33 protein-coding genes and 1 tRNA gene are annotated in these 24,748 nt (G+C 60.3%); 24 read left to right on the top strand and 10 right to left on the bottom strand.

All coding sequences use genetic code 11. The features are described 5' to 3' along the window. Nucleotides 1-7: 7 nt before the first annotated feature. Together G9X64_RS24465 and G9X64_RS24470 are read right to left on the bottom strand one after the other, a co-directional pair. The gene (locus tag G9X64_RS24465; RefSeq protein ID WP_171377533.1) at nucleotides 8-430 is read right to left on the bottom strand and encodes a type II toxin-antitoxin system VapC family toxin; all 423 of its coding nucleotides are present in this window, start codon (nucleotides 428-430) and stop codon (nucleotides 8-10) included. Then, nucleotides 430-672, bottom strand: a complete 243-nt coding sequence (locus G9X64_RS24470; RefSeq protein WP_171377534.1) for a type II toxin-antitoxin system VapB family antitoxin — start codon at nucleotides 670-672, stop codon at nucleotides 430-432. Before G9X64_RS24470 ends, G9X64_RS24465 begins: the two co-directional genes overlap by 1 nt. Before the next feature lie 172 nt (nucleotides 673-844). Between G9X64_RS24470 and G9X64_RS24475 the strand changes: the two genes are divergently transcribed. From G9X64_RS24475 to G9X64_RS24540, 14 genes are all read left to right on the top strand, one after another. After that, nucleotides 845-2,032 carry a glycine C-acetyltransferase gene (locus G9X64_RS24475; protein ID WP_171377535.1) on the top strand — a complete coding sequence of 396 codons (1,188 nt, stop codon included), beginning with the start codon at nucleotides 845-847 and terminating at the stop codon, nucleotides 2,030-2,032. A 303-nt stretch (nucleotides 2,033-2,335) separates the two neighbouring features. Continuing rightward, nucleotides 2,336-3,373 carry an L-threonine 3-dehydrogenase gene (gene tdh / locus G9X64_RS24480; protein ID WP_011652887.1) on the top strand — a complete coding sequence of 346 codons (1,038 nt, stop codon included), beginning with the start codon at nucleotides 2,336-2,338 and terminating at the stop codon, nucleotides 3,371-3,373. 9 nt (nucleotides 3,374-3,382) lie between these two features. Continuing rightward, nucleotides 3,383-3,730, top strand: a complete 348-nt coding sequence (locus tag G9X64_RS24485; RefSeq protein WP_168310694.1) for a GFA family protein — start codon at nucleotides 3,383-3,385, stop codon at nucleotides 3,728-3,730. A 467-nt stretch (nucleotides 3,731-4,197) separates the two neighbouring features. Then, on the top strand, nucleotides 4,198-6,255 hold the full coding sequence (gene rpoD / locus G9X64_RS24490; RefSeq protein ID WP_018074040.1) for an RNA polymerase sigma factor RpoD: 2,058 nt from the start codon (nucleotides 4,198-4,200) through the stop codon (nucleotides 6,253-6,255). 207 nt (nucleotides 6,256-6,462) lie between these two features. Then, entirely contained in the window at nucleotides 6,463-6,756 is a 294-nt protein-coding gene (locus G9X64_RS24495; protein ID WP_003541605.1) for a GYD domain-containing protein, read from the top strand. Between the two features lie 175 nt (nucleotides 6,757-6,931). Next, the gene (locus tag G9X64_RS24500) at nucleotides 6,932-7,669 is read left to right on the top strand and encodes a DUF930 domain-containing protein (RefSeq protein ID WP_171377536.1); all 738 of its coding nucleotides are present in this window, start codon (nucleotides 6,932-6,934) and stop codon (nucleotides 7,667-7,669) included. Nucleotides 7,670-7,703: 34 nt separating this feature from the next. Continuing rightward, nucleotides 7,704-8,810 carry a DUF930 domain-containing protein gene (locus G9X64_RS24505; RefSeq protein WP_171377623.1) on the top strand — a complete coding sequence of 369 codons (1,107 nt, stop codon included), beginning with the start codon at nucleotides 7,704-7,706 and terminating at the stop codon, nucleotides 8,808-8,810. Then, nucleotides 8,794-9,081: a hypothetical protein gene (locus G9X64_RS24510; RefSeq protein ID WP_171377520.1), complete on the top strand. Its 288-nt coding sequence runs from the start codon at nucleotides 8,794-8,796 to the stop codon at nucleotides 9,079-9,081. Before G9X64_RS24505 ends, G9X64_RS24510 begins: the two co-directional genes overlap by 17 nt. 106 nt (nucleotides 9,082-9,187) lie before the next feature. After that, nucleotides 9,188-9,985 carry an APH(3') family aminoglycoside O-phosphotransferase gene (locus G9X64_RS24515; protein ID WP_171377537.1) on the top strand — a complete coding sequence of 266 codons (798 nt, stop codon included), beginning with the start codon at nucleotides 9,188-9,190 and terminating at the stop codon, nucleotides 9,983-9,985. Between the two features lie 77 nt (nucleotides 9,986-10,062). Further along, nucleotides 10,063-10,869 carry an AraC family transcriptional regulator gene (locus G9X64_RS24520; protein WP_171377624.1) on the top strand — a complete coding sequence of 269 codons (807 nt, stop codon included), beginning with the start codon at nucleotides 10,063-10,065 and terminating at the stop codon, nucleotides 10,867-10,869. A gap of 83 nt (nucleotides 10,870-10,952) precedes the next feature. After that, nucleotides 10,953-11,849: a DMT family transporter gene (locus G9X64_RS24525; protein ID WP_171377538.1), complete on the top strand. Its 897-nt coding sequence runs from the start codon at nucleotides 10,953-10,955 to the stop codon at nucleotides 11,847-11,849. 3 nt (nucleotides 11,850-11,852) lie between these two features. Continuing rightward, nucleotides 11,853-12,545 carry a B3/B4 domain-containing protein gene (locus G9X64_RS24530; protein ID WP_171377539.1) on the top strand — a complete coding sequence of 231 codons (693 nt, stop codon included), beginning with the start codon at nucleotides 11,853-11,855 and terminating at the stop codon, nucleotides 12,543-12,545. A gap of 83 nt (nucleotides 12,546-12,628) precedes the next feature. Next, a complete protein-coding gene (locus G9X64_RS24535; RefSeq protein ID WP_171377540.1) occupies nucleotides 12,629-13,027 on the top strand; it encodes a DUF427 domain-containing protein in 399 nt (132 codons plus the stop codon). A 75-nt stretch (nucleotides 13,028-13,102) separates the two neighbouring features. Then, on the top strand, nucleotides 13,103-13,336 hold the full coding sequence (locus G9X64_RS24540) for a DUF6894 family protein (RefSeq protein ID WP_129419781.1): 234 nt from the start codon (nucleotides 13,103-13,105) through the stop codon (nucleotides 13,334-13,336). 171 nt (nucleotides 13,337-13,507) lie between these two features. Here the strand turns inward: G9X64_RS24540 and G9X64_RS24545 are convergent, their stop codons facing one another. After that, nucleotides 13,508-13,753: a DUF6894 family protein gene (locus G9X64_RS24545; protein WP_168255513.1), complete on the bottom strand. Its 246-nt coding sequence runs from the start codon at nucleotides 13,751-13,753 to the stop codon at nucleotides 13,508-13,510. A gap of 133 nt (nucleotides 13,754-13,886) precedes the next feature. Between G9X64_RS24545 and G9X64_RS24550 the strand changes: the two genes are divergently transcribed. The 3 genes from G9X64_RS24550 to G9X64_RS24560 all read left to right on the top strand — a co-directional run bounded on the left by G9X64_RS24550 (nucleotide 13,887) and on the right by G9X64_RS24560 (nucleotide 16,637). Then, a complete protein-coding gene (locus G9X64_RS24550; protein WP_017961399.1) occupies nucleotides 13,887-14,606 on the top strand; it encodes a Crp/Fnr family transcriptional regulator in 720 nt (239 codons plus the stop codon). Nucleotides 14,607-14,741: 135 nt separating this feature from the next. Continuing rightward, complete coding sequence (locus tag G9X64_RS24555) at nucleotides 14,742-15,962, top strand: MFS transporter (protein ID WP_171377541.1); 1,221 nt, start codon at nucleotides 14,742-14,744, stop codon at nucleotides 15,960-15,962. Between the two features lie 3 nt (nucleotides 15,963-15,965). After that, the gene (locus tag G9X64_RS24560) at nucleotides 15,966-16,637 is read left to right on the top strand and encodes a DUF922 domain-containing Zn-dependent protease (RefSeq protein ID WP_171377542.1); all 672 of its coding nucleotides are present in this window, start codon (nucleotides 15,966-15,968) and stop codon (nucleotides 16,635-16,637) included. Nucleotides 16,638-16,727: 90 nt separating this feature from the next. Here G9X64_RS24560 and G9X64_RS24565 read toward each other — a convergent pair whose 3' ends face one another. Then, nucleotides 16,728-17,444: an HAD family hydrolase gene (locus G9X64_RS24565; protein ID WP_168309895.1), complete on the bottom strand. Its 717-nt coding sequence runs from the start codon at nucleotides 17,442-17,444 to the stop codon at nucleotides 16,728-16,730. A gap of 214 nt (nucleotides 17,445-17,658) precedes the next feature. Here G9X64_RS24565 and G9X64_RS24570 point away from each other — a divergent pair, with 214 nt between their 5' ends. From G9X64_RS24570 to G9X64_RS24585, 4 genes are all read left to right on the top strand, one after another. After that, nucleotides 17,659-18,012: a DUF1428 domain-containing protein gene (locus G9X64_RS24570; RefSeq protein ID WP_171377543.1), complete on the top strand. Its 354-nt coding sequence runs from the start codon at nucleotides 17,659-17,661 to the stop codon at nucleotides 18,010-18,012. Between the two features lie 78 nt (nucleotides 18,013-18,090). Further along, nucleotides 18,091-18,513 carry a secondary thiamine-phosphate synthase enzyme YjbQ gene (locus G9X64_RS24575; protein WP_171377544.1) on the top strand — a complete coding sequence of 141 codons (423 nt, stop codon included), beginning with the start codon at nucleotides 18,091-18,093 and terminating at the stop codon, nucleotides 18,511-18,513. Nucleotides 18,514-18,636: 123 nt separating this feature from the next. Further along, on the top strand, nucleotides 18,637-18,942 hold the full coding sequence (locus tag G9X64_RS24580) for a hypothetical protein (protein WP_168314084.1): 306 nt from the start codon (nucleotides 18,637-18,639) through the stop codon (nucleotides 18,940-18,942). A 177-nt stretch (nucleotides 18,943-19,119) separates the two neighbouring features. Next, the gene (locus G9X64_RS24585; protein ID WP_168309899.1) at nucleotides 19,120-19,482 is read left to right on the top strand and encodes a hypothetical protein; all 363 of its coding nucleotides are present in this window, start codon (nucleotides 19,120-19,122) and stop codon (nucleotides 19,480-19,482) included. 144 nt (nucleotides 19,483-19,626) lie between these two features. Here G9X64_RS24585 and G9X64_RS24590 read toward each other — a convergent pair whose 3' ends face one another. Beyond that, nucleotides 19,627-20,367: an SIMPL domain-containing protein gene (locus G9X64_RS24590; protein WP_171377545.1), complete on the bottom strand. Its 741-nt coding sequence runs from the start codon at nucleotides 20,365-20,367 to the stop codon at nucleotides 19,627-19,629. 196 nt (nucleotides 20,368-20,563) lie between these two features. Between G9X64_RS24590 and G9X64_RS24595 the strand changes: the two genes are divergently transcribed. Then, complete coding sequence (locus G9X64_RS24595) at nucleotides 20,564-21,010, top strand: GNAT family N-acetyltransferase (protein WP_171377546.1); 447 nt, start codon at nucleotides 20,564-20,566, stop codon at nucleotides 21,008-21,010. Between the two features lie 100 nt (nucleotides 21,011-21,110). Here the strand turns inward: G9X64_RS24595 and G9X64_RS24600 are convergent, their stop codons facing one another. Next, a complete protein-coding gene (locus tag G9X64_RS24600; RefSeq protein WP_003561157.1) occupies nucleotides 21,111-21,257 on the bottom strand; it encodes a hypothetical protein in 147 nt (48 codons plus the stop codon). A gap of 254 nt (nucleotides 21,258-21,511) precedes the next feature. On the opposite strand from G9X64_RS24600, the gene G9X64_RS24605 reads away from it, so the two are divergent. Next, nucleotides 21,512-21,709, top strand: coding sequence for a hypothetical protein (locus tag G9X64_RS24605; protein ID WP_168309902.1), 198 nt, complete (start codon nucleotides 21,512-21,514; stop codon nucleotides 21,707-21,709). Between the two features lie 151 nt (nucleotides 21,710-21,860). Here G9X64_RS24605 and G9X64_RS37155 read toward each other — a convergent pair whose 3' ends face one another. Both G9X64_RS37155 and G9X64_RS24610 read right to left on the bottom strand, forming a co-directional pair. Then, nucleotides 21,861-22,070, bottom strand: a complete 210-nt coding sequence (locus G9X64_RS37155) for a hypothetical protein (RefSeq protein WP_012558428.1) — start codon at nucleotides 22,068-22,070, stop codon at nucleotides 21,861-21,863. Between the two features lie 980 nt (nucleotides 22,071-23,050). Next, nucleotides 23,051-23,126 (bottom strand) — tRNA-Ile (locus G9X64_RS24610). 197 nt (nucleotides 23,127-23,323) lie between these two features. On the opposite strand from G9X64_RS24610, the gene G9X64_RS24615 reads away from it, so the two are divergent. After that, on the top strand, nucleotides 23,324-23,692 hold the full coding sequence (locus G9X64_RS24615) for a response regulator (RefSeq protein ID WP_025395379.1): 369 nt from the start codon (nucleotides 23,324-23,326) through the stop codon (nucleotides 23,690-23,692). Nucleotides 23,693-23,814: 122 nt separating this feature from the next. On the opposite strand, the gene G9X64_RS24620 is transcribed toward G9X64_RS24615, so the two are convergent. Then, nucleotides 23,815-24,018: a hypothetical protein gene (locus G9X64_RS24620; RefSeq protein WP_003541563.1), complete on the bottom strand. Its 204-nt coding sequence runs from the start codon at nucleotides 24,016-24,018 to the stop codon at nucleotides 23,815-23,817. Further along, a complete protein-coding gene (locus G9X64_RS24625; protein WP_168309919.1) occupies nucleotides 24,015-24,680 on the bottom strand; it encodes an acyl-homoserine-lactone synthase in 666 nt (221 codons plus the stop codon). The genes G9X64_RS24620 and G9X64_RS24625 overlap by 4 nt, the downstream gene beginning before the upstream one ends. Nucleotides 24,681-24,748: the final 68 nt, after the last annotated feature.

Below are 24,748 nucleotides of genomic sequence, written 5' to 3' on the forward strand. Positions count from 1 at the left end.
CAGTTGGTTAGGCAAGGTCTGTGTGGAGGAAATCGTTGCCCTTGTAGAGAAGGCGCGTTTTCAGCGCTGTGGCGCAAGCATAGGCAAAGCAATCGCCGAAATTCAGATCTGCCGGATGACCAATGACTTTTCCATAGTGCATGCTCGCAGACAGCGCATCTTCGGCGATTTCATGCGAGATCGAAATCTCTTCGAGAATCAGATCTTCGGCGAATGCATCAACCGCTTCGGCTGATGCCTTTAGAAGTTCGGGTGTCGTCTTTCTGCCTGTCGGCGTCTTCTGCCGTGCCAGCGCCAGGATGGCTTCGAAGCGGACGAGGGGCGAGATGTGCATAGTGGGATCGTCCGATGCCGCCAAAGTCTTCTCAAGCTCCTCATGACCGGGCTCTCGCGCAAGAATGGCGACGATCGCCGATGCGTCGATAAACATCAGCTACCCCACATTTCGTCGCTGAATTTCTTCATGTCGAATGACGGGTCATTTGCTCCCAGCGCATCCGCCAGCGATTTTGCGCGTGCAAGGCGTTCATGCAGCGGCTGGCTTTGCCGCGCGCGCGTAAGCTCATGATGGAGGGCCGTTCGCACAGCGTCGGTTTTTGTCGCAGCCTTAGTCAGGCGCTGCAGCTCACTCGCAAGCTCGTCTACTTCAGGGTCTCGAATATAAAGCGCCATGGTGATATTCCTTCTGCATATACAGATATCACTTTTGAATATTCATTTCAATTTCTCTCGCTGCGGGACCTTTCCTGTGAAAATATTTCGTACCGGATTGGCGACATCCGCACTTGCTTTGTGCTAATTGCAGCGCCCATCGGAGGACGTTTTGGGGACAAGGGCGTTTACAATGACAAAAGCATTTCTCTCCCACCTGCAATCTGAGCTTGCCTCTCTTAAGGATGCCGGCCTCTACAAGTCCGAACGCGTCATCACCTCGAAGCAGGCTGGCGAAATTGCCGTTGTCTCCGGCGAGCGCGTGCTGAATTTCTGCGCCAACAATTATCTCGGCCTTGCCGACAACGAGGAGGTGGCCGAGGCCGGCAAGCAGGCGCTCGACCGATACGGCTACGGCATGGCCTCGGTGCGCTTCATCTGCGGCACGCAGGAGGAGCACAAGCAGCTTGAGGCGCGCATCTCCTCCTTCCTCGGCATGGAGGACACGATCCTCTATTCCTCCTGCTTCGACGCCAATGGCGGCCTCTTCGAAACGCTGCTGTCCGAAGAGGACGCCATCATCTCGGATGCGCTGAACCACGCCTCGATCATCGACGGCGTCAGGCTTTCGAAGGCCAAGCGCTTCCGCTACGCAAACAATGACATGGCAGCGCTCGAAGAAGAGCTGAAGAAGGCCGAAGGCAGCCGCTTCAAGCTGATCGCCACCGACGGCGTCTTCTCGATGGACGGCATCATCGCCAACTTGGGCGGCGTCTGCGATCTCGCCGAGAAATACGGCGCGATGGTCATGGTCGACGACAGCCATGCGGTCGGCTTCGTCGGTAAGAACGGTCGTGGGTCGCCGGAATATTGCGGTGTCGAGGGCCGGATCGATATCATCACCGGCACGCTCGGCAAGGCGCTCGGCGGCGCCTCGGGCGGTTATACTTCGGCGAAGGCCGAGGTTGTGGAGTGGCTGCGGCAGCGTTCGCGGCCCTATCTGTTCTCGAACACGCTGGCGCCCGTCATCGCCGCCGCCTCGCTCAAGGTGTTCGACCTCATCGAAAACGGCGATGCCCTGCGCAAGCGCCTTTCCGACAATGCTGATCTGTTCCGCAGCGAAATGACCAAGCTCGGCTTCACGCTTGCCGGCGAAGGCCATCCGATCATTCCTGTCATGCTGGGTGACGCCAAGCTCGCCCAGGATATGGCCAGCCTGATGCTGAAGAAGGGTATCTATGTCATCGGCTTCTCCTTCCCCGTCGTGCCGAAAGGGCAGGCCCGCATCCGCACGCAGATGTCGGCGGCGCATTCGCGGGCGGATGTGGAAAGGGCGATCGCGGCCTTTGCCGAGGCAGGGCGGGAACTGGGTGTGATTTGAGAATGGGGTTTGCTCCTCATCCTAACACTCTCCCCGTGAAAAACGGGGAGAGTGGACGTGCCAAACACAGCGTCGAGGTTGACGAAGCCGGTGCGTCTAGCTTCCTCTTCTCCCCAGCGGGGAGAAGGTGGCCCGAAGGGTCGGATGAGGGGGCGAGCGAAGCGAGGTTTCGAGCGGCGAGCGAGGAACATGCGGGATTTGATGGCGTCCCGTGCAGCCCCTCATCCGCCCTACGGGCACCTTCTCCCCGCTAGGGAGAAGAGGGAATAGCAAAGTCAGGTGCCAACCAAAGTGGGAATAATTATGTCGAACATGATGAAGGCACTGGTCAAAGCAAAACCCGAGGTCGGGCTCTGGATGGAGAATGTGCCAGTGCCCGAGGTCGGGCCAAACGATGTGCTGATCCGGGTGAAAAAATCGGCGATCTGCGGCACCGACGTCCATATCTGGAACTGGGACCAGTGGGCACAGAAGACCATTCCGGTGCCGATGGTGGTCGGCCATGAATTCTCCGGCGAGATCGCCGAGATCGGTTCGGCGGTCACCCGCTATCATGTCGGCGAGCGGGTCTCCGGTGAGGGGCATATCGTCTGCGGCAAGTGCCGTAACTGCCGGGCGGGCAGGGGGCATCTCTGCCGCAACACGCTCGGTGTCGGCGTCAACCGCCCAGGCTCCTTCGGCGAGTTCGTCTGCATTCCCGAAAGCAATGTCGTGCCGATCCCGGATGATATTTCCGACGAGATCGCCGCGATCTTCGATCCGTTCGGCAATGCCGTGCACACCGCGCTTTCCTTCGATCTCGTCGGCGAGGACGTGCTCGTCACTGGCGCCGGGCCGATCGGCATCATGGGTGCGCTCGTCGCCAAGCGATCCGGCGCCCGCAAGGTCGTCATCACCGATATCAATCCCCACCGGCTGGAGCTGGCGCGCAAGCTCGGCATCGACCACGTCGTCGACGCATCGAAGGAAAACCTCGCCGACGTGATGAAGGCGATCGGCATGACGGAAGGATTCGACGTCGGGCTGGAAATGTCGGGGGCCGCACCTGCCTTCCGCGACATGATCGACAAGATGAACAATGGCGGCAAGATCGCCATTCTCGGCATCGCGCCGGCGGGCTTCGAGATCGACTGGAACAAGGTGATCTTCAAGATGCTCAATCTCAAGGGCATCTACGGCCGCGAGATGTTCGAGACCTGGTACAAGATGATCGCTTTCGTCCAGGGCGGCCTCGATCTCGCGCCCATCATCACCCACCGGATCGGCATCGACGATTTCCGCGACGGCTTCGAGGCGATGCGGTCGGGCAATTCCGGCAAGGTTGTGATGGATTGGATGTGAGGAGACGACATGCTCTATGAAGGAAGCTGCCATTGCGGCAATGTGGCTTTCGAGGTCGAAGGCGAATTCACCGAGGCGCTCGACTGCAATTGTTCGCTTTGCCGAAGGCGTGGCGGACTTCTCGCCTTCGTGCCGCGCGAGAAACTGGTGCTGACAACGCCGGAGGACAATGTCTCGACCTATACTTTCCACCAGCATGTCATTCGGCATCACTTCTGCGCCAATTGCGGCATCGCGCCGTTCGGCGAGGCTGTGGGTCCGAACGGCGCAGCCATGGCTTCGATCAATCTGCGCTGTATTCCCGCGGTCGATATCGGCGCGCTTACGGTGAAGGCGTATGACGGCGCGGCGCGTTAGCCGATATCCGTCAGGCAATGGCGAATATATTCTCGGCACAACTGCAAAAATGGTGGAAGCAACTGGTGCGGCGGGCAAAATTCTTGCTGCCCTTGTCTTTTGTTCGCCGCATCTTAAATAAGGGTTCGCAATCGCTGCCGCGGTTCAAAGCCTGTGGATAAGGCTTTTTCCGTATTTTTGTGGGCTTTTTCTCTGGAAAAGCTTGACGAGAACAAAAAATGTGGGAATCACCGTTCGACTTGTTGAATGGTGAACTGGGTCAAGGCGGATCGCGCAACCATGACCGGAAATCCAAAAGCAAGAAAGCTTTGCTGTCCGGTGCCGGTAATCGTGGTTAATCAGGCTTTAAATGTCATCCCGTTAGGTGGGCAAAGGTGATTCGAGGGCGGCGCGTGCGGCGCGTCAGGCCCTGAGACAAGCCGTTCACCGTAGCGAGATTGGATAGCGTCAGGAAGGCGACGATATAAATGGCAACCAAGGTCAAAGAGAACGAAGACGCGGAAGTCGAACGCGACGGCGCAAGCGACGGCCCTCTTCTCGATCTTTCCGACGACGCGGTCAAGAAGATGATCAAGGCCGCCAAGAAGCGCGGCTATGTGACAATGGACGAGCTTAACGCGGTCCTGCCGTCCGAAGAAGTGACGTCCGAGCAGATCGAAGACACGATGTCGATGCTGTCCGACATGGGCATCAACGTCATCGAAGACGAGGAAGCCGAGGAAGCCGGTGCTTCCGGCGGCAGCGATGACGACGACGCCGGCGGCGACGAGGAGAGCGAAGGCGGCGAACTCGCGCCTTCGAGCGGCACGGCGCTTGCGACTGCCAAGAAAAAAGAACCGACCGACCGTACCGACGATCCGGTTCGCATGTACCTGCGCGAGATGGGCTCGGTGGAGCTTCTTTCCCGCGAGGGCGAAATCGCGATCGCCAAGCGTATCGAGGCCGGCCGCGAGACGATGATCGCGGGTCTCTGCGAGAGCCCGCTGACCTTCCAGGCGCTGATCATCTGGCGCGACGAACTCAACGAAGGCACGACGCTGCTGCGCGAGATCATCGATCTCGAAACGACCTATTCCGGTCCTGAAGCCAAGGCTGCGCCGCAGTTCCAGAGCCCCGAGAAGATCGAGGCTGATCGCAAGCTCGCCGAAGAGAAGGAAAAGACCCGTCGCGCCCGCTCCGGCGACGACGACATCACCGATGTCGGCGGCGAAGGCCTGCCTCCCGAGGAGGAGGAAGAGGACGAGGACGAATCCAACCTTTCGCTGGCGGCGATGGAAGCCGAGCTTCGCCCGCAGGTAATGGAGACGCTCGACACGATCGCCGAGACCTACAAGAAGCTGCGCAAGCTGCAGGACCAGCAGGTCGAGCAGCGACTGTCGGCTTCCGGCACGCTGTCCACTGCCCAGGAGCGCCGCTACAAGGAACTCAAAGATGAGCTCATCAAGGCCGTCAAATCTCTGTCCTTGAACCAGAACCGCATCGACGCCCTCGTCGAGCAGCTCTACGACATCAACAAGCGCCTCGTTTCCAACGAGGGCCGTCTGCTGCGTCTGGCCGAATCCTACGGCGTCAAGCGCGATAGCTTCCTGGAGCAGTATCAGGGTGCTGAACTCGATCCGAACTGGATGAAGTCGATCGGCAATCTGGCCGCCCGCGGCTGGAAGGAATTCGCCAGGGGTGAAAACACGACGATCCGCGACATTCGCCAGGAAATCCAGAATCTGGCGACCGAAACCGGTATCTCAATCTCGGAATTCCGCCGCATCGTCCATATGGTGCAGAAGGGTGAGCGCGAAGCGCGCATCGCCAAGAAGGAAATGGTCGAAGCAAACCTTCGCCTCGTCATCTCCATCGCCAAGAAGTACACGAACCGCGGCCTGCAGTTCCTCGACCTCATTCAGGAAGGCAATATCGGCCTGATGAAAGCGGTCGACAAGTTCGAATATCGCCGCGGCTACAAGTTCTCGACCTATGCGACGTGGTGGATCCGTCAGGCGATCACCCGCTCGATCGCCGACCAGGCCCGCACGATCCGCATTCCGGTGCACATGATCGAGACGATCAACAAGATCGTCCGGACATCGCGCCAGATGCTGCACGAGATCGGCCGCGAGCCGACGCCGGAAGAACTGGCTGAAAAGCTTGCCATGCCGCTCGAAAAGGTCCGCAAGGTCCTGAAGATCGCCAAGGAGCCGATTTCGCTCGAAACCCCGGTGGGCGACGAAGAGGATTCGCATCTCGGCGATTTCATCGAGGACAAGAACGCGCTGCTGCCGATCGACGCCGCCATCCAGGCGAACCTGCGCGAGACGACGACACGCGTTCTCGCCTCGCTGACGCCGCGCGAGGAACGTGTTCTGCGCATGCGCTTCGGCATCGGCATGAACACCGACCACACGCTCGAAGAAGTCGGCCAGCAGTTCTCGGTCACCCGCGAACGTATCCGACAGATCGAGGCGAAAGCGTTGCGCAAGCTGAAGCATCCGAGCCGCTCCAGGAAGCTAAGAAGCTTTCTCGACAGCTAAGGCTTCGCCGCCGCCGCTCTCATTGGAAAAGCCGGGCTTCGCGCCCGGCTTTTGCTTTTCGTGATTAATACCAATGATCCCGGCGCCTTTCTTGTCCCTCTGCGGTGACAGGATTATAATCCGGCCACGGGGGAAGGGATCACTCGCGACACGCGAGCGAGGGTCGACGTTACCTGCGTGGGCCAATCCTCCGTCAGGAGGTGCGACATGACCACTTACATTCTTTTGATCAATTGGACGGATCAGGGCATCCGCAATGTGCGCGACTCGGCAAAACGGCTCGATGCCGCGAAGAAATTGCTCACCAGCGTCGGGGGCTCCATCAACCAATTCTACCTGACGATGGGCGGGCATGACATGGTCGCCGTCTGCGAGGCGCCCGATGACGCCGTGATGGCGCATTTTACCCTTTCGCTGGCGATGGGCGGCAATGTCCGCACGGAGACGCTGAAGGCATTCCCGGAGGCCGCCTACCGGGATCTCATCGGCTCGCTCGGATAACCGGAGCCGGAGATCGTCGATCTTAGATGTTGCGGAGCACTCGCTGCGCTGGCAGTGTCGCGGCGTGCTTCAATTTCCGCGGCAGGCTCCGGCCCGACTTTTCGGCAAGCTCATGATGAAAGCGCTCCTCAGTTTCATGATCGTCACCGGTCGTTCGACAGCCGCTTCCTGACCGATGGAACCGGCGGCGGACAAATGGGATAACGGGATCCGGCAAGGCGCTGCTGCGTCGTTCGCACTGCATATCGTTGCGATCCTGCTCCTTCTGTTGCTGTTACCGAAGGCCGAGCCGCCGCTGCCATTGCCGGATGACGGTCTCTCGGTGGAGATCGTTCCTCAGTCCGTGGAATCGCGGAAAATGCCGGAGCCCGTCAGAGCGCCTTCGCCTCAACAGGCAAAGCCCGAGGCGGCAAAACCCGAAGCCGAGCCGGCGGCGCCGGTTACCAATAATCCGCCAGCTGCGGTAATGCCTTCTGTGGCACCGATTACTTTGCCGGTGCAAAAGCCGGCGGAATTCGTCAAGGCAAGGCAGCTGTTTTCCGACAAGCTCCTTGCCGATCCACGCAGCCGCCGCGCCCGCGAGGCACTACGTGGGCTTGCCGGCAGCGAGCGCAATCTGCAGCTCTGTGACTTGGAGGCGCTGGAGCAGGTCCGCCGGGCGCACCCGGCCATGGCGCCGGATATGCTTGCCCCCTATGCGATGGTGGCGGAGAAGGTCAGCGGCAACAGCGTCGAGGTCAGGGGCGGCGCCTTCCGCAGCAAACGGAAGTGGTACAACATCCAGTTCAAATGCGAGCTCGATGCCGGCTCCGGTAAGGTCGCGTCCTTCGCCTTCCTCGTCGGCGATGCCATTCCGCAAGGTGAATGGCAGGAGCACAATCTGGTCGCCGACGATGGCGCGGTCGACCAATAACCTCATCGCTGCTCGATCACGCGGTTTTTTTCTTTTGTGGCTTGATGCTGCCGGCTTTAAAGGCCACATCGCTGCTGTGACAGAAGAAGACGTAGAACCGGCGGAAGCGCAGCACGAAACGGGAAAGCAGCGGCCTGAAATCCGCTGGGGCGTCGTCGCGTCCGTTGCTGCGCATATTCCTATCGTTGCTCTTCTGATTTTCGGGCTGCCGAAGATCGAGCCGAAACCTCTCGAAGACGAGAGCGTGAAGGTTGAGCTCGTTCCGCCGCCGGAGGAGAAGAAGCCGGAGCCCAAGGAAAAGCCACCGGAGCCGAAGCCACCGGAGGAGGCTAAGAAGGAGCCACCTCCACCTCCACCTCCACCTCCTCTGCCTCCGCCGCCTCCGCCGGCCAGCAAGACTCCCGAGCAAGCTAAGCCGAGGCCTATGCCGACCCTGAACCCTGTCATCGAGTTTGGTGACAGGAATAGCGGTCCCGAAAAATCGCTCGCGGGAAATTCTTCTCAAGGCGAAACCAAACCCGCAACAACTCCGCCGCAGCACGATGCCGAACCTGAGCAGATGCCGACACAGGCTGCTGCGGAAAAACCTGAAACTGAGACGCCTGCTTCAAAGCCCGTCCCAGATGATGTGAAGCTTCCAGAGGTTGCGACAACAGACGTTTCTCCAAAGCCCAATGGGCCGCCGACAGACGTGTCTGGCGAAGCCACGACGAGTATCGATCAGGCCAGACCGCCGGAGCAGAAGGCCGCTGAAAAGCCGAAAGCAGCCGCGAAAAACAACGATCTGCCGAAGGCAAAAACGCTGTTTTCGCGCATGGGGGATGGCAATTTGTTTGCGCAGACTGCGATCGATGGCCTTCCGCGCAAAGAGCGAGTGGCCACGCTTTGCACTACCGAGCTTCAGGGCCAACTCGTTCACGGTTCGCCGAGTTATTTTCCATCCGCATTGCCTAGTTTCGGGTTGCGCAGCGGTACCGTCCTTGATGTCCCGGATGCAGCCTTTGGCACAGCCAAAGGCTGGTACCACGTTCGCTTCCGCTGCGAGCTGGATGAGGGAGCCACGAAAGTCGTGTCGTTCGCCCACGAAGTTGGCGGATTGATCCCCCGCAGTCAGTATGCGAAGTATGAAATCCGTGACTAGTCCTTGCGATCCTGGATTGCGGCCTTATCAGGAACAAGCCACGCGCAAGGAACCGCACCTAGCCTCTTCTCATGGCCGTGATGATTCCGGTGAAGAAGGGGACAATGATATGTCGAACGAGATTGAGCATTTTTTTGAGCGTCAGGACGAAGCCGTGAGCGCGGTGTTCTTGGAGAACAAGGGCGACGAGCTGACAGATATTCTGGTGGCTGCTCTGGAAGAGGCTTTCGAAATCCTTCTCGAAGCCGCGCCAGCCGAAACCGTTCATTGAGGTCGCAGAAGGATCGTTCAGTCTGCCAATGTGTGCTGACTGGTCGCGCCGCTTGCGCTGTCCCGCCTTGTCGGGATAATGCGCCAGCATCAACGGCCTAGATATCATGTCGATTTTCCAAGAGGATCAACCACCGTCGACGGGCGTGCTTGATGCCCGTCTGGCTGGTTACCGGTTCGAACGCGATGCGCTCGGCCGTTCCGCTGCGAGCGTTTTTCGGCTGGAAGCTCTCGGATTGCCGACGCTTTATCTGAAGGTCGAAGAGGTCGGTCCTTTTGGCGAACTCGCCGATGAAGCGGCCAGGCTTCGCTGGGTCAAAGCTTCCGGTCTGCCTTGTCCCGATATCATTGCAGAGGATAGCGACGGCGTGCGCAACCGGCTGCTGATCAGCGCGTTGCCCGGGAGTGATCTCGCCAGTGCATCAGTGCTGACGCCGCTTGCGCGGGTTGAACTCCTGGCTGCGGCACTTCTTGACCTGCATCGCCTGCCGATCGCATCCTGCCCGTTCGATCATCGGCTGGAGAGGCGTATCGCTGCGGCAAAAGCGCGGATGCAGGCTGGCATCGTCGACGAGACCGATTTTGACGAGACGCGGCTTGGAAAGAGTGCTGTGGCCTTGTTTGCCGAACTTGAACGCAAGAGGCTTGGCCGCGAGGATCTCGTCGTCACCCATGGCGACGCCTGCCTGCCGAATTTCATCGCGTCGGAAGAGGGATTTTCGGGTTATATCGACTGCAGCCGGCTCGGCGTCGCCGACCGCTATCAGGATATCGCGCTCGCCTGCCGCAGCATTGCCCACAATTTCGGCGAGGCGCTGGTGCAGCCCTTCCTCGAACGTTACGGCATGCCGGCCACGGATCCGGTAAGGCTGGATTATTATCAGCTGCTCGACGAGTTCTTCTAGGCAGCCCAGTCTGGCTACGATTGCGTCATCGCACTGCGGCTGGCAGAGTGGCCGGCGATCGGACCTGCGGGCAGATGATGGCGAGAAATCAGTTCAGGATGTTGCGCTCGGCGCTATCAGGCGTCGAAGCCGTGGCGGCGGAAACGCATCACAGCTTCGCGCGCCACACCCATGAGCAATTCGGCATCGGCCTGATTTCCGCCGGTGCTCAGTCATCGCTCAGCGGCCGCGGTATGGTGGAGGCCGAGGCCGGCGACATCATCACGGTCAATCCGAACGAGGTGCATGACGGCGCGCCGATCGGCGAGGGGCGGTCGTGGCGCATCCTCTATTTCGATCCCGCAATCGTCAGCGGTCTTTCACGAGAGATCAGCGAAAGCGGGGTAGGGCGATCGGAAATTCCGCATCCCGTCATCCGCAACGCGGCGATCGCCGCCCGCTTCGAAACGCTGTTTGGCGCGGTGACCGGCGGCAGGGCGGCGGATGGGTTGTTCTGTGAGGAACTGCTTCTGCAACTCGTCGCCGATGTCATGCGGGAGTGCTCTGGTACCGAAGAGCGGCCACCGGTGCCGGCGTCGATCCGCGTGGCGCGAGACCTGATCGACGATGATCCACTTGCCGCCATCTCGCTCGCCGATCTCTCCAGGGAAAGCGGGCTCAGCCGCTTCCAGGTGCTGCGCGGCTTTGCCAAGGCGACCGGATTGACGCCGCATGCCTATCTCGTCCAGGCCCGCATCCATATCGCGCGCCGGCTGATCGCTCAGGGCATGCCGCTTGCGGAGGCGGCCTTTGCCAGCGGTTTTGCCGACCAGAGCCACATGACGCGCGTCTTCGTGCGCAAATACGGTCTTTCGCCGCGGCTTTATGCCGGCGCCTTTCTCTGAGCAGCTGCTTTGCGCCTGCAATTTCGTTCAAGACCCCGACAGGCTCCTGCTGTTTTCTCGGCGCATCCAACAGGAGACGCCGAATGTCGAGGCAGGTTCAAGGTTATGTCTATCTGGCGCTGGCCATGCTGACTGTGGGGAGCACCGTCATTGCAAGCAAGCTCATCGCATCAAGCCTGCCGCCTTTCAGCGCCACCGCATTGCGCTTCGCCATCGCCTTTCCTGTTCTTCTCCTGCTGATGTGGGCGACCGGCGCGCGGCTGCCGAGGTTTTCCCGGCATGACCGCCTCATCCTCATCATTCAGGCGGGTGCCGGCAGCGTCGGTTATACGACGCTGCTGATCTCCGGCCTCAGCCTGACCTCGGCTGCCGATGCCGGCGTCATCATCGGCACGTTGCCGGTGGTGTCGGCCGCAATCTCCATCCTGCTGCTTCGCGAACGGCCGCAGCGTGCCCTGCTTCTGGCCGTGGCGCTTGCGACGGCAGGCGTGCTCTCGATCGCCTGCACACCGGATGCGGCCGGCGGATCGCTCGCCGGCAATGCATTGATCTTTTGCGCCGTCGTTTGCGAAGGATTGTTCATCCTGCTGAACAAACGGCTGAAGACGGAGGTTGCGCCGCTTGCCCTGTCGACGCTGATGGCCGGCATCGGCTTCATTGTTGCCGCCATCCCGGCTATTTTCGAAGCGCCTTTCGCAGATGGTATTTCGGCAAGCGCTGTCGCCGCCGTCGGCTATTATGCGGTGGTGCCGACCGTCGGCGGATTTCTGCTGTGGTATGCGGGGGCAGAAAGGGTGAGCGGCACGGAGGCCGCTCTCTTCACCGCGCTGGCTCCAGTTTCCGCCGTCATGCTTGCCTTCATCATCCTTGGCGAGCCGGTCGGGCTCAGCCAGATCGCCGGCATGGCCTGCGTGCTTGCGGCCGTGCTCGGGCTTGCCTTTGCCGGGAGCCGTAGCGCGAAACTTGCCGGAGAGAGATAGACCATGCAGTTCAGCCATTCCGATGCCATGTGGCAGGCCTTTCCGGAGCTTCGCGCCGGCGCGCTCCATGGCGACGGCATCCATGCGGATGTCGATGTCGAGGCGGTGATCGCAAGCTTCTACGCGATCGCCGAGGCCCGGCTGGCGCAAGCGCAGGAAGGCGAATTCCCCGAAATTCAGGCCTGGCGTCGCGGCTTTTCCCGCATGGGGCTGAAGCCGACACAATATCGCTGCGCTTCCGAGGCGTTGTTGCGCCGATTCCGCCAGGAGCATGCGCTGCCGCGTCTGCATCCGCTTATCGATCTCTGCAATGCGATTTCGCTCGCCTTCGCCATTCCGATCGCTGTCTTCGACGCTGAAAAGATCGCTGGCGATCTCGAGGTCCGGCGGGCCAGGGGTGACGAGACCTATCTGACCTTCGCCGGCGAAATCGAACATCCGGAGCCGGACGAGGTGATCTTCGCAGACGGTGCGGGAAACGCGCATGCGCGGCGCTGGACGAACCGGCAGAGCGGGCTTTCGGCCGTGCGGGAGACCACGCGCTCGGTGCTGATTGTTGCGGAGGCCCTGCATGTTTCCGCCGGTGAGGATATGGGGAAGCTGGTCGCCACAGTTGCGGATGTGCTCGCGGGGCATTGGCCGGTGGCACCCAAAATGGCGGTGCTGAGCGTGGAATCGGCGCGTTTCGAATTCTAAACGAAGGTGGTATTCGAGGCCTTGGGCCGGCGGCATCGCCGCCCTATCTCCATGGGGCCGATATCTCCTGGAGACGAACCACCATGTCAGACAAGTCGATCAAGATTCCGGGGCCGGACCATCCGATCACGGTCGAGCACAATCCCTCCCGTGTCGTCGTCACGCTTGGCGGCAAGACCATCGCCGACACCCACGACGCACTGACGCTGCGCGAGGCCTCCTATCCGCCGGTGCAGTATATTCCGCGGAGGGATGTGGACATGTCGCTGCTTCAGCGCACCGACCACACCAGCCATTGCCCCTATAAGGGCGATGCGTCCTATTACAGCATCATTGCGGGCGGCGAGCGCTCGAAGAATGCCGTCTGGACCTACGAGGCGCCGAATGCCGCGGTCAGCAACATAAAAGAGCATCTCGCCTTCTATCCCGATCGCGTCGACGGCATCGAGGAAATGGCCTCTCCGGAAGCCGGCACCTTCTGACGACGCGCATTGCAGCCGTTCCGGCGGAACATGTTTGCTTCCGGGCCGTTAGGCTCATCTAGCGGGGGATGTGTCGTGCCGAAATTCTACTTTCAGCTCTTCGATCGTGATGGTGCCGGGGCGACCGAGACGGGATATGATTTCGACTCTATCGAGGCTGCGAAAGCAGAGGCGCGGCGCGTGCTCGCGGAGATGGCCGCCGAAGGCTTGCCGACCGCGCCTTTGAATATGATGTCGGTGGAGCTCTTCGATGAAAGCCGGCGACCGCTTGCGGAAATCCGGTTGATTCTCGAGGAAATTGCGAAATAGCAGCCACAGGCATGCCGGCCTTTGAATTGCTTGTCGATCGCGCCAAAGCAATCGAATGACTATGTCAAATTTAATTGCCGGCCATGAAGGCGGGTCTTAGCGTCGCGTCGCAATCGACCGAGTCGGATTGATGCGTATGTGTGACCGGCGGCAGCCCTTAAACGGCTGCGGCTATCGTAAGACGTCGAGCCATTCATTGCTGAAGACGAGGCTGGCAACCGTGACCGGATCGCCACTCTCGTTGCGAACGGTGACGGCGATGATCGCGCGATCACCCGCAGGCAATTCGTCACGGGCCACATCCAGCAGGATGCGGGTCACTTCTTTCGGAATGTCTTCACGAGATCTGAGCTCGGTGCCGTGCTCATCGCGCGTGGGTCCTTCCCCGTTGTGTAGATCGAAATAGTAGCGAGCCATGTTCTTTCCTGCGCGTCACAGGGGAAAATCACAGATGAAGACAATTGTTCCCGAGGCTAGGCATTGATTCTTATAGAAAAATATAGGTCGCATCGAAATCGGTCGGGCTCCAGCGATACCGGTGGGCAAGCCCGTGATTGAATCCCTGCTGCTCAACCTTGGAAGCCGCGATGTGTTGTCGGCCGAAGAGGAAAGCCATCTCAGAGCCATCATCGTCAAAGACAGGTATTTTGCTGCCGGGGAGGATCTCGTCTCCGAAGGAAGCAGGCCTGGCTACAGCACGCTGCTGCTCGATGGTTTTGCGGCGCGCTATAAGGTGATGGCCGATGGCAGCCGCCAGATCACCGCGCTGCATGTCGCCGGCGATTTCGTCGATCTGCATGCTTTCCCGATCAAGAAAATGGATCACGGGATCGTCGCGCTGTCGTCCTGCCATGTCGCGTTTGCCGATCACGCCGATCTCAAGGCGATCACCGAGGGCATGCCGCATCTGACCCGGCTGCTCTGGCTCGATACGCTGGTGGATGGCGCCATTCACCGCGAGTGGATTGTCGCCATGGGCCGGCGCTCTAAGCGCGCCCATATCGCCCATCTCGTCTGCGAACTCTTCGTGCGGCTGCAGGTGGTGAAGCGGACGCGCGGCGCAAGTTTCCAGTTTCCGTTGACGCAGATCGAGATGGCCGACGTGCTCGGCGTTTCCGTCGTCCACCTCAACAAGACGCTGCAGGCGCTGAGGCGCGAGGGCGTGTTCACCTGGGAGAACCGGACGATCACCATCGTCGACTGGGAACGCCTGCAGGAAATCGCCGAATTCGATCCCGGCTATCTCAGCATCTCCAGGGAACCGCGCTAAAACCGAGGCATCGCACAATCCGGTGACACCAGCTCATTGCGATTGACAATTCGCCCATTCGGGCAGAACACCGCTCCGACCTTGAAAACTCTTATAAAGGCTGGCGGACCCGCGCTGCCGGCCGGTGACATCGCAATGGACATATCCCAAGGCCCGGGGAGCGTTCTTCGCCACCCCGGCTATCTGAACTTCGCCGCCTCCCGCGTCTTTTCCTCGCTTTCCTTCCAGTCCATTGGCATCGCCATGGGGTGGATGATCTACGATCAGACGCACAGCGCCTTTGCGCTCGGCCTCGTCGGCTTGTGCCAGTTTCTCCCGATGGCGGCGCTGACCTTCGTCGTCGGCCATGTCGCCGACCGGTTCGATCGGCGGCGCATCGGACTTGTCTGCCAGTTGATCGAGGCGGTGACGGCGCTGGTGCTGGCGGTTGCCACCTGGCAACAATGGTTGACACCGGCCGGCATCCTTGCCGCCGTCACCGTGCTCGGCGCCGTCGTCGCCTTCGAGCGCCCGACCATGGCGGCGCTGCTGCCGAACATCGTGCCAGCCTCGATGCTGCAGAAGGCGGTTGCAACCTCCACCTCGCTGATGCAGACGGCGCTGATCGTCGGCCCCTCGCTCGGCGGCCTGCTTTATGGCCTCCACCCCGTCGCGCCCTTTGCCATATCCGCGCTGCTCTTTGCCGTCGCAAGCTTCAACGTCATCTCGATCCGGATGCAATGGAGCCCTGCCAAGCGTGAGCCGGTGACGCTCGCCTCGGTCTTTGCAGGCGTCTCCTTCATCCGCAGCCGGCCGGTGATGCTCGGGACGATCTCGCTCGATCTCTTCGCGGTGCTGCTCGGCGGCGCGACTGCGCTGCTGCCGATGTTCGCCAGCGATATCCTGCATGCCGGTCCCTGGGGGCTCGGTTTTCTCCGCGCTGCCCCGGCGGTCGGCGCGCTCGCCATGTCGATCGCGCTCGCCCGCCGGCCACTGAGTAGCAATGTCGGGCGCAAGATGCTTGCCGCCGTCGCCGTGTTCGGCGTCGCCACCATCGTCTTCTCGCTTTCGACCAATATCGCGCTTTCCGTGGTCGCGCTGTTCGTGGTCGGCGCGTCCGATACGGTCAGCGTCGTCGTGCGCAGCTCGCTGGTGCAGCTTCTGACGCCGGACGAAATGCGTGGCCGCGTCAGCGCCGTCAACTCGCTGTTCATCGGCACCTCCAACCAGCTCGGCGAATTCGAATCCGGTATGATGGCGGCAGTCCTCGGCCCCGTCGCCACCGGCGTTGTCGGCGGACTCGGCACGATCGTCGTCGTCGCCCTGTGGATGCGGCTCTTCCCCGATCTCACCAAGGTCAAGACGCTGAAGGGCTAGCACATGCATGACGCGTTGAAAGCGACGACCGCTCCCGCTAGGTTCGGCCCGAAACATCATTCGGCGGAGCCGCGCGTGACAACAAATTTTCTATCCTGTGTGCTTGCGGCGGTTTTCGCGTCGGTGCCGGCTGTGGCGCTGGCCGAGTGGCAGGCGGTCGAAGAGGTACGGCCCTATTCGATATCAGGCACCTCGGGGGCCGGGCTCTATGCATCGATCGGCGAGCGTGGGCCGAAGACCAGTGGCTTCGGCCGGGCTATCGCGCATACGACGTTCAAGCTGACCTGGACCAGGAAATACGAACCGCAGGGAAATGCCTGCGTTATCGTGACCAACCGTCCGAAGCTCATCATCACCTATACGCTGCCGAAACCATCCGCCGAGCTGCCAGCCGCCGTGAAGAGCAGCTGGGAGGGCTTCATATCAGGGGTGCAGGCGCATGAGCGGGTGCATGGCGAGACCATCAAGGAGATGGTCAAGGAGATCGAGGCGATGAGCATCGGCCTCACCGTTGCCGACGATCCCGATTGCAAGAAGATCAGGATCGAGCTGACGCGGCGCCTCGGCGAGATCTCCCAAAGACAGCGCCAGCGCGGCCGCGACTTCGACAAGATCGAAATGGGTGACGGCGGCAATATCCAGCAGCTCATCCTCAAGCTGGTGAATGGGCCCTGAGGGGGCCGAAGCGGATAACGGGCGACCTTCTCCGGGCGGTGCCTGGCAAGCCTCGGGTGCGGCTATCAGGCCGCAGCCAAATGCATGGGCTCACCTTAGGCGCGGGCGCTTCGTCGCCATCAAGCCCTCGGTGAGTGCGTTCAGATCGCGGACAAGGGCTATCAGCTGTGGCAGCAAATCTATTTGATACCGCGGCGAGGGCAGCGAAGCGGGCCAGGCGTTTTTCGGGCCGAAATAGACGGCATGCATACCGGCGTTCTCTGCTCCAACAATATCGGCCTCGGGATTGTCGCCGACGAAGAGACAGCTGTCGACGGGCAGGTGGAGACGGCCGGCAGCCAGCTCGAAAATTTCCCGTGCCGGTTTGCGAAGGGCGATGTCTCCTGAAATGACCACCAGGTCGAGCCCTTCGTTCAGTCCCGCCGCCGCGATTTTCGGTCGCTGAACATTGCCTTCGCCATTGCTGACGACGCCGACTAGAACTCCGTATTGCTTCAGCGCCGAAATGGTCTGTCTTGCCCCTGAAATGGGGACAGCCATGCCGGGATACACTGTCTCGAAGTCATGGAAGAGGGCTGCAGCAAGGTCGCCGGGGAGACCGAATGTCTCCACCAGGCGCGGATAAAGATCGCGCTTTCTTACCAGGCCGGCCTTCTCCAGCTGCAGGAATTCAGCGATGTAGTCCTGTTCCTCGACACCGTGCTCGCCAAGACGAAACCGCTGATATTGGAGCGGCAGGAAGGTGAGGACGGTAGCGGTCTTGTCGATGAGGGTCTCGTCAAGATCAAAAAGGACCGCTCTAATCATGGTGTCCCGCCCAATGCTTACTGGAAGGATTGTTCTGCAATGCCGGTAAAGCGGAAAACCGGATCTGGGTCAAACCTCACAAATCGAGTGAACGATCGACAGCGGCGCAGGCCAGAGATGGAAAGGCAGTTGAGCGCTTCGTCCCTGGACCTGCCTGGCCGCCGTCCTATCTCCTCCGCCATAACAAGGCGCAGCTACGCAAAGGAGGAGCGAGATGTCCTATGTCGATGGTTTCATCGTCGCTGTGCCGAAAGCGAATATCGAGGTCTACAAGGAATTCTCGACCTTCGCCGGCTCGATCTGGAAGGAATATGGCGCGCTCGAATATGTCGAATGCATCGGCGATGACGTGCCCCATGGCGAGTTGACCTCCTTTCCCCGCGCCGTGCAGGCGAAGGAGGACGAGGTGGTGGTGTTTTCCTGGATCGTCTACGGCTCGCGCCAGGAACGCGACGATATCAATGCCAAGGTGATGGCCGATCCCAGGCTCAAGGGCGACCAGTGGCAGATGCCGTTCGACGGCAAGCGGATGATCTACGGCGGCTTCGAGACGCTGCTCAAACTCTGATCGCCCGGGCAAGCTTGACTTGCGCCAAGCAGCGCGCCAACTCGCGACCCAGATGTCATCTCGAAGCAGGAGAGCGCCTTGCCCCAGACGATCCTCACCTTGTCCACACGCGGACAAGGCCTTTACGAATTCACCCACCAGGCGGAGGCCTTCGTCAGCGCGTCGGGGCAGGAGGAGGGGCTTCTCACGGTTTTCGTGCGCCACACATCCTGCTCGCTGCTGATCCAGGAAAATGCCGATCCCGATGTGCGCACCGATCTTCTCGCCTTCTTCCGCCGCTTCGTGCCGCCGGCCTCCGATCCCGAGATGGGCTGGATCGTGCACAGGGCCGAGGGGCCGGACGATATGCCGGCGCATATCAAGGCGGCGCTGACGCAGGTCACGATCGGCATTCCCGTCGCCAGGGGGCGGTTGATGCTCGGTACCTGGCAGGGGCTCTATCTTTTCGAACATCGTGACCGGCCGCACCGGCGCGAAATCGTGCTGCATCTCAGCACCTGAAACCGGATTAATTCTTGTGAATGCAAAGTGAATGCCCGGTTCGAACGCCATTCAGTTTGCTGGGTCTACTGTCGAGACAATCCCTGAAGGGAGAGCTTGGAATTCAATCGACGGAGACACAACATGACGCATTTCCTGACCAAGGCTTCGCTTGCCGCTCTGCTCGCCCTCTGCACTATTCCGGCCACTGTTTCCACGGCCGCCGCCGCCGGACCGCAGACGAGCTTTATCGTCGAGGCGCAATACCATCGTCCGATCCGCGGCTGCTCACCGATGCACGCTGTGCGCAAGGCGCGTGATTTCGGCCTGCGGAGAGCCCATATCTCCCGCATGTCGCCGCGCGTCGTCGTCGTCGCAGGGCGCGACCGCCGCGGCTGGGACAGGATCACCTTCGCGAATGTCCGCGGCTGCCCGCTGATCCGGCGCTGAGGACTACAGCCGGAGGCGCCGATGCGGCGCTTCCGGTCCGTTTTTGCCTTGACGCTGACACTTTCAGCCGTCTCTTCTCTGACCTGTATGAGTGATTCCCAAATGACGCTTCGGCGTCATGCGGAGTAATGGGAGGGCGGCTCGACCGGCCCGACTTTCAAACGAAAAGGTTTTTCGATGATGCAGTTTCTGGCAAAGGCGGGTCTTGCCGTCATGCTGACAGCCGGCACCCTGGCCGGTACGGTGGCCCCGGCCGCCGCCCAGTTGAATATCATTATTGGTGAGCCGGACCGTGGTCCGCCGCAGGATTACCGCCGTCCGCCTCCGGGTTATGACCGTCCGCCTTCAGGCTACGGCCGCCCGTCGCGCGGCTGCAATCCGCAGCTTGCCGAAAACCTCGCCCGGGATTACGGCTTTCGCCGCGCCCGGGTTGTCGACGTCACCCCGCGCCGCGTGATCGTCCAGGGCTGGACGCGTCGCGGCCCCGATGAAATGAGCTTCGGCAATGTGCGCGGTTGCCCCGCCTTGCGCCGCCGCTAATCGTTGGAAGAATACGCTCCCCCGTCTCCCCGATGCGGCGGCCACAACCGCCTTTGTCAGTCTCCCCGGATCGGCAAGGGCGGTTTTCTGTAAGGTCTTTCCTACAACGCCGCGCGTCCGAAAAGACGCGCGGCGTTATAATGCTTATTGTTCGATGGCGAAGGTCACGGTGACGCTGACATTGTAATTGTTCTCGCCGCCCTGGACGGGAACGGCGGCGTCGGAGGCCTCCTTCATCATCGTGGCGCGATAGACCGGCTGCGGCATGGCGCGCGGCACATTCTCGTTGATCTCGAGAATGCGGCCGAGCTTGACGCCGGCGGCTTCGCTCAGCGTCTTCGCCCTCTTGACGGCATCGGCGACGGCGGCCTTGCGTGCCTCTTCGATCGCGGCGTCCGGCTTGTCGTTGGTGAACTGGATTTCGCCGCCCTGGTTGATGCCGAGGCTGACGGACTGGTCGATCACCGCGCCGAGCTTGGCAAGATCGCGCAGCCTGACTGTGACCGAATTGATGGTCTGGTAGCCGATCAGCTGCGGCTGCTGCTGCTGGCCGTCGACCGGCTGCGGATAATTGTATTGTGGCTGGATGGAAAAGCCGGATGTCTGCAGATCGCGCTCGGCGATGCCGCCGCTCTTCAGCGCGGCAAGAACGTCGTTCATTGCCTTGTTGTTCTCATCGAGCGCTTCGCGGGCAGTTTTCGCCTGCTTGACGACGGCGAGATTGACGATTGCCATATCGGGAGCGACGGACGATTCGCCATCGCCGGTCACCGAAATCACCGGCTCGCGCGGTTTTGCCTCCTGCGCGAAGGCGGGCGCTGCGGCGGCGAGCGGCAGCGCCAGAAGGGCGGTCATCAGGACAGTTCTGGTATAGATCGGCGCCATGTTTTCATTCCTTGGTTGTCGTTTCCCGGAAGAGCTTTCTGTCGGTTGATTGTGAAGCTATTACGGCGGAAAAGACAGGCGCATGCGCAGCGAGAAAAAAATCTAAGGGGCGCACGCATTGGCGCTGAAACCGGAGGACGTCCGCCGACCCTTAAGAGCCGAAACGGCTGGACCGGAACCGAGGGCTCGCTATCATATGGCGACCATCGACGACGAGGAAGCAATGTTCGAAACACTCGATCCCGTCCCGTCCGAGATCGCCACCGCGATTTCCGATGGCCTGAACGCCTTCAACGAGAGCGCTCAGATCAGACGCGAGGCCTTCGCTATCGTCTGGCGGGAGAACGGAAGGCTTGCCGGCGGGATAACGGCCTCCGTTTCCTTTTCGGTTCTTTTCATCGGCAATCTGTGGGTCGAAAAATCGCTGCGCCTGAGCGGCATCGGCAGGAAGCTGATGGCGGCGGCGGAAGAAGAAGGGCGCCGCCGCGCCGCCGTTGTGGCCTGCGTCGACACGCTCTCGACCCAGGCCCCGGATTTTTACCCGAAGCTCGGATATGTCGAATTCGGCAGGGTCAGCGGGTATGCGGGAGGCCGGCCCGTTGACCGGATCTGGTTCCAGAAGGAATTTTCCGCCGCAACTTGATCAGAAGCCGCTGGCGGCTTCCTGTCAGATATCAACTGAAATGACATTGGAGAACGTAATCGCAGGGGCAGACGAGTCTGTTGACTCGCCAATTGTCCTGCTAGGCGCCGAAATCGTCCATGAAGGATGGGTGGATAGCGGGCTTGCGCTCTTCGCGTGCGTCGCGAATACGCTGGGGAACCGCACCGAGACCAGCGACGAAGCGGGTCAGGAGATTGCGGTTGAAAAGTTTATGTATGGCACTCATGGCAGTTCACTCATTCTTTTTTTTGTTAGCCGGCAGCATATATTTTGCCCAGGCTGCCATAACAATGGGCAATTTTGCATGACAGTTATGTGACGGTGCATGGCTTGGGCGGAGCAGGCCTAAAAAGCGATCACATTGGCGTTAGAAGCGGTCGCCGAGGGCGGTCGGCCGCTATAAATCCTCGTCTGTATTCGCCGTGGCATGGTAGATTGCCCGCTTGGGGTAAAACCATCCCCTCCGAAGGAGAAGCTCAGATGAACCGATTTCTCGCATTTATCGCGACCGGAACGCTGATCAGCCTTGCCTCGATCATCTCGGCCTGCACATCAACAAGCCCCGATCAAACTTCGTCGATCGGCGGCGGTTATGGCGGTTATTATGAGCGTCAGCCGCTTAATCCGGCCTGTGGGGGTGGATTCAGGCCGAGCGATGGACGCTCTTGTAGCTATTAGAATTGCGTGCCAATCAGGCATGAGGCCGCGCTAATAGCTGCACGGACGATCAGGAAACGCCCGCCGCCGAGATAGTCGGTTTTCCTGCTTGGGCCGTGCCGCAAATGAACATCACCACCTTGGACTCCTGCTTGGCGCCCAAGGTTATCACTCAGTGAAGCCCTTGCAGTCTGTTCCGCCGCTCTGCCAGCAGTTCATTTTGAACCAAATTCCTAGCATTGTCCGAAAGACCGTTCGGCCCGAGCAGACCAAGTTCGGTAAACCGCGCTTCAATTTCCTTAGGAATGCTATCCGCTTCGTGTTGGCAAAGGCGCACAAGCCACTTCCATTCGTCGCTAGTCATATCCCTGTGCACGACCATGAATTGCTACCCCTCCCGAGAACAACGACATCCATTAATCAGTACCACAACTTCGATCGAAAGGCAGGTGGCTCGACTACCGCGTCGATCACGCGCGCATCAATTCGTAAAGCGCTGCACGAACCCGATGCTTCTGATCATTCTTAGGAAATCTTCACCGGCCGATATTTGGCAACCGTCGCACATACTTCTTCTTGTTGCAGTCGCACCGGACAATCACCCGAACTCGCTTCTTGCGGCTGCCTTGATCGCCAGACGCGTTCGATCTCGGCAATCCCGCCCCTCTGTATGATGAAATGCTTCAGGACTGGCGACGCGGCGAGCGAGAGAACTTGGCCAATGGCGCGCGGGAACGGACAGAGGTCCTTTGTACCAATCCGCAAATGTCACAAGCGCTGGACGACGCAACAGCCCATTTCAGCGGTTCGAGGCTGTCAAATTCAGGCCGAGAAACGTCATTTTTGAGAGATTTTATGCCGGCTCTCATCCGAAAAAGGCCGTTGGTCGTCGGACCATTCTGTTCCGCCGTGGTGACAGCGTCGGCAATCAATTCCAATGTAATCCGAGCGATCGCCGTGGCATCTACCACCCGCTTTGCCCTCAAGTAGACAGGAAGTTTCGCCTGCGCAATCGTTTCTCTGTGATGAGTTCGGACGTCGTTTACCTGTCGCGAAAGCACAATGAGAGTTGCGAGAGTAATGGCACCGCCGAACCAACCGCTAGAGGCGGACACCCATTGCCTGAGACAGTCGCCTTTGTCGTTCGGAGAACACAGCTTTTGAATGGAAAGGTAAGTCGGATTGAAGCCGACGCGATATGAAACTAATCGACGCAAAAACCGTGAGCGCGATCCATACTCCATAGCGATCATACCAAGACTTCATTCCCCCTCCCTCAACTTCCGCAAGAGCATAGATAATGCTGCGCCACAATTACAAGGACCGCGGCAGAGCCACGAGGCGATTGAAACAAGGGCGGAGTGGTGGGCCCGGAGGGACTCGAACCCCCAACCAAGCGGTTATGAGCCGCCGGCTCTAACCATTGAGCTACAGGCCCTGGCGCCGTGTCCGGCGCTGGGTGCCGGGGCAATGGTTCCCGCAGCACGGGTTCCGCTCTAACGCAAATCCTGAGGAGCCACAAGCGGGCAGCGCAAGCATCTGTGGACGATGCATATTTCGTGGGCAGCCACTGGAACCTTCTCCCGCGGGCTACACTTATCCAAGTCACATTCCGCATGAAGAGGGCGATCGCAGATGGTGGCTTCGAACAGTGCCGTGGTGCTCATCGTGGAGGACGAGCCGCTGATCCGGTTCAATATTCTCGATGTGCTGGAGGAGGTCGGTCATGTGGCGCTGGAGGCGGCGAATGCCGACGAGGCTCTGGTGGTGCTGAAGGGCAGGCAGGATGTCGATATCCTGTTCACCGACGTCAATATGGCCGGGTCGATGGACGGTCTCCAGCTTGCCAATCGGGTGAGGGCGATGCGGCCGAATATCGGCATCATCATCACCTCCGGCATGGTGCGGCTCGATCCGATGGCGCTGCCCGCCAATACCGCCTTCCTGCCGAAGCCCTACATGCACGATACGCTGATTTCGACAATCGATTCTCTGATGACGTAACGGCAATACCCGGATGACCGGACAGGGGCGCGCAGCCGCAAAACGGGGACTGTTTTTGCGGCTGCGCGCGAGGCGCCGGGAGACATGCTCGTCTTCAGGCGGGGCGGAGGGGAACCACACCCTCAGCTGAAGCTGCTCTTCAGCGCCTCGTTCTCGTGATGGGCCTTCTTCTCGTAGATCGTAAACAGCGCCATCGAAAGGAGATAGGAGAGGAAGGGATCCCCTATCTGCGTGGCGATGTCGCGGGATGCGAGAACATGGCGCTCCAGCGCGCCGATATCCTTCTGTATTGCGGTCTGCGTGGCGGTTTCAGCGAGGCGGTTCATGCTGCCATCTCCAGGAATTGGGTCACGACCGAGCGGGCCGGCACGTGCCTGACATAAAGGGGTAGGGTGAGGCCGAGGGCGGCGCGCATCTTGCGCAGCACCCGGTCCGACACTTCGAAGGCGCCGCAGCAGACGGGATATTTGCCGTAGCCGTCTGCTCGGCCGAGTTCTTCCACTTCGGCGCCGGCGCGCTTGTAGACGCGCTTGAGGTAGGGCTCGTAATTGGAAATCATCGTATGGATGCCGTGATCGAGCGCACATTCGCAAAGCGCAAGCAGCATCATGGAGAAGGCGCGGCCGGCGTCGATATCGGGGAAATCCTTGGCGATCGCCTCCTCGTCGATGCACATGCGCGTGCCTTCCCAGATGCCGGGGGCGATAAGATCAGCGGCATCGGGAAACGTCTCGCGGAAGACATCGTAGAGAAGGGTCGGGCCCGTCGTCGGCATCAGGCGCATGCCGCCATAAAGACGGGTGCGGCTGTCGTTGCACCAGACGAGATAGGCGGGGGCGAGCGAATCGTAGCTGTCACGTTCGTAAGGGCCGATGACGGGAACGTCCCATCCGAGCGTATCGGCGAAGACCTTCTTGCGCAGGCGAAACATCTGGTCGAGTACGGCAGCGTATTTCTGATACTCATGTGCCTGAATGATAACGAACATTTTGCCCTCCAGCGTTTTCAAGTTCGTGGAAAGCAGAATGGTTCATGCGGGCCGGATCGGAAATTCCC

The organism is Rhizobium sophorae (assembly GCF_013087515.1).
GTDB classification, from domain to species: domain Bacteria; phylum Pseudomonadota; class Alphaproteobacteria; order Rhizobiales; family Rhizobiaceae; genus Rhizobium; species Rhizobium sophorae.

Excerpts from the sequence above, each read along its gene's own strand:
- G9X64_RS24465 (WP_171377533.1), bottom strand. The coding sequence starts at position 430 with ATGTTTATCGACGCATCGGCGATCGTCGCCATTCTTGCGCGAGAGCCC.
- G9X64_RS24470 (WP_171377534.1), bottom strand. The coding sequence starts at position 672 with ATGGCGCTTTATATTCGAGACCCTGAAGTAGACGAGCTTGCGAGTGAG.
- G9X64_RS24475 (WP_171377535.1), top strand. The coding sequence starts at position 845 with ATGACAAAAGCATTTCTCTCCCACCTGCAATCTGAGCTTGCCTCTCTT.
- tdh (WP_011652887.1), top strand. The coding sequence starts at position 2,336 with ATGTCGAACATGATGAAGGCACTGGTCAAAGCAAAACCCGAGGTCGGG.
- G9X64_RS24485 (WP_168310694.1), top strand. The coding sequence starts at position 3,383 with ATGCTCTATGAAGGAAGCTGCCATTGCGGCAATGTGGCTTTCGAGGTC.
- rpoD (WP_018074040.1), top strand. The coding sequence starts at position 4,198 with ATGGCAACCAAGGTCAAAGAGAACGAAGACGCGGAAGTCGAACGCGAC.
- G9X64_RS24495 (WP_003541605.1), top strand. The coding sequence starts at position 6,463 with ATGACCACTTACATTCTTTTGATCAATTGGACGGATCAGGGCATCCGC.
- G9X64_RS24500 (WP_171377536.1), top strand. The coding sequence starts at position 6,932 with ATGGAACCGGCGGCGGACAAATGGGATAACGGGATCCGGCAAGGCGCT.
- G9X64_RS24510 (WP_171377520.1), top strand. The coding sequence starts at position 8,794 with ATGAAATCCGTGACTAGTCCTTGCGATCCTGGATTGCGGCCTTATCAG.
- G9X64_RS24515 (WP_171377537.1), top strand. The coding sequence starts at position 9,188 with ATGTCGATTTTCCAAGAGGATCAACCACCGTCGACGGGCGTGCTTGAT.
- G9X64_RS24520 (WP_171377624.1), top strand. The coding sequence starts at position 10,063 with ATGGCGAGAAATCAGTTCAGGATGTTGCGCTCGGCGCTATCAGGCGTC.
- G9X64_RS24525 (WP_171377538.1), top strand. The coding sequence starts at position 10,953 with ATGTCGAGGCAGGTTCAAGGTTATGTCTATCTGGCGCTGGCCATGCTG.
- G9X64_RS24530 (WP_171377539.1), top strand. The coding sequence starts at position 11,853 with ATGCAGTTCAGCCATTCCGATGCCATGTGGCAGGCCTTTCCGGAGCTT.
- G9X64_RS24535 (WP_171377540.1), top strand. The coding sequence starts at position 12,629 with ATGTCAGACAAGTCGATCAAGATTCCGGGGCCGGACCATCCGATCACG.
- G9X64_RS24545 (WP_168255513.1), bottom strand. The coding sequence starts at position 13,753 with ATGGCTCGCTACTATTTCGATCTACACAACGGGGAAGGACCCACGCGC.
- G9X64_RS24555 (WP_171377541.1), top strand. The coding sequence starts at position 14,742 with ATGGACATATCCCAAGGCCCGGGGAGCGTTCTTCGCCACCCCGGCTAT.
- G9X64_RS24560 (WP_171377542.1), top strand. The coding sequence starts at position 15,966 with ATGCATGACGCGTTGAAAGCGACGACCGCTCCCGCTAGGTTCGGCCCG.
- G9X64_RS24565 (WP_168309895.1), bottom strand. The coding sequence starts at position 17,444 with ATGATTAGAGCGGTCCTTTTTGATCTTGACGAGACCCTCATCGACAAG.
- G9X64_RS24570 (WP_171377543.1), top strand. The coding sequence starts at position 17,659 with ATGTCCTATGTCGATGGTTTCATCGTCGCTGTGCCGAAAGCGAATATC.
- G9X64_RS24580 (WP_168314084.1), top strand. The coding sequence starts at position 18,637 with ATGACGCATTTCCTGACCAAGGCTTCGCTTGCCGCTCTGCTCGCCCTC.
- G9X64_RS24585 (WP_168309899.1), top strand. The coding sequence starts at position 19,120 with ATGATGCAGTTTCTGGCAAAGGCGGGTCTTGCCGTCATGCTGACAGCC.
- G9X64_RS24590 (WP_171377545.1), bottom strand. The coding sequence starts at position 20,367 with ATGGCGCCGATCTATACCAGAACTGTCCTGATGACCGCCCTTCTGGCG.
- G9X64_RS24595 (WP_171377546.1), top strand. The coding sequence starts at position 20,564 with ATGGCGACCATCGACGACGAGGAAGCAATGTTCGAAACACTCGATCCC.
- G9X64_RS24600 (WP_003561157.1), bottom strand. The coding sequence starts at position 21,257 with ATGAGTGCCATACATAAACTTTTCAACCGCAATCTCCTGACCCGCTTC.
- G9X64_RS24605 (WP_168309902.1), top strand. The coding sequence starts at position 21,512 with ATGAACCGATTTCTCGCATTTATCGCGACCGGAACGCTGATCAGCCTT.
- G9X64_RS37155 (WP_012558428.1), bottom strand. The coding sequence starts at position 22,070 with ATGGTCGTGCACAGGGATATGACTAGCGACGAATGGAAGTGGCTTGTG.
- G9X64_RS24615 (WP_025395379.1), top strand. The coding sequence starts at position 23,324 with ATGGTGGCTTCGAACAGTGCCGTGGTGCTCATCGTGGAGGACGAGCCG.
- G9X64_RS24620 (WP_003541563.1), bottom strand. The coding sequence starts at position 24,018 with ATGAACCGCCTCGCTGAAACCGCCACGCAGACCGCAATACAGAAGGAT.
- G9X64_RS24625 (WP_168309919.1), bottom strand. The coding sequence starts at position 24,680 with ATGTTCGTTATCATTCAGGCACATGAGTATCAGAAATACGCTGCCGTA.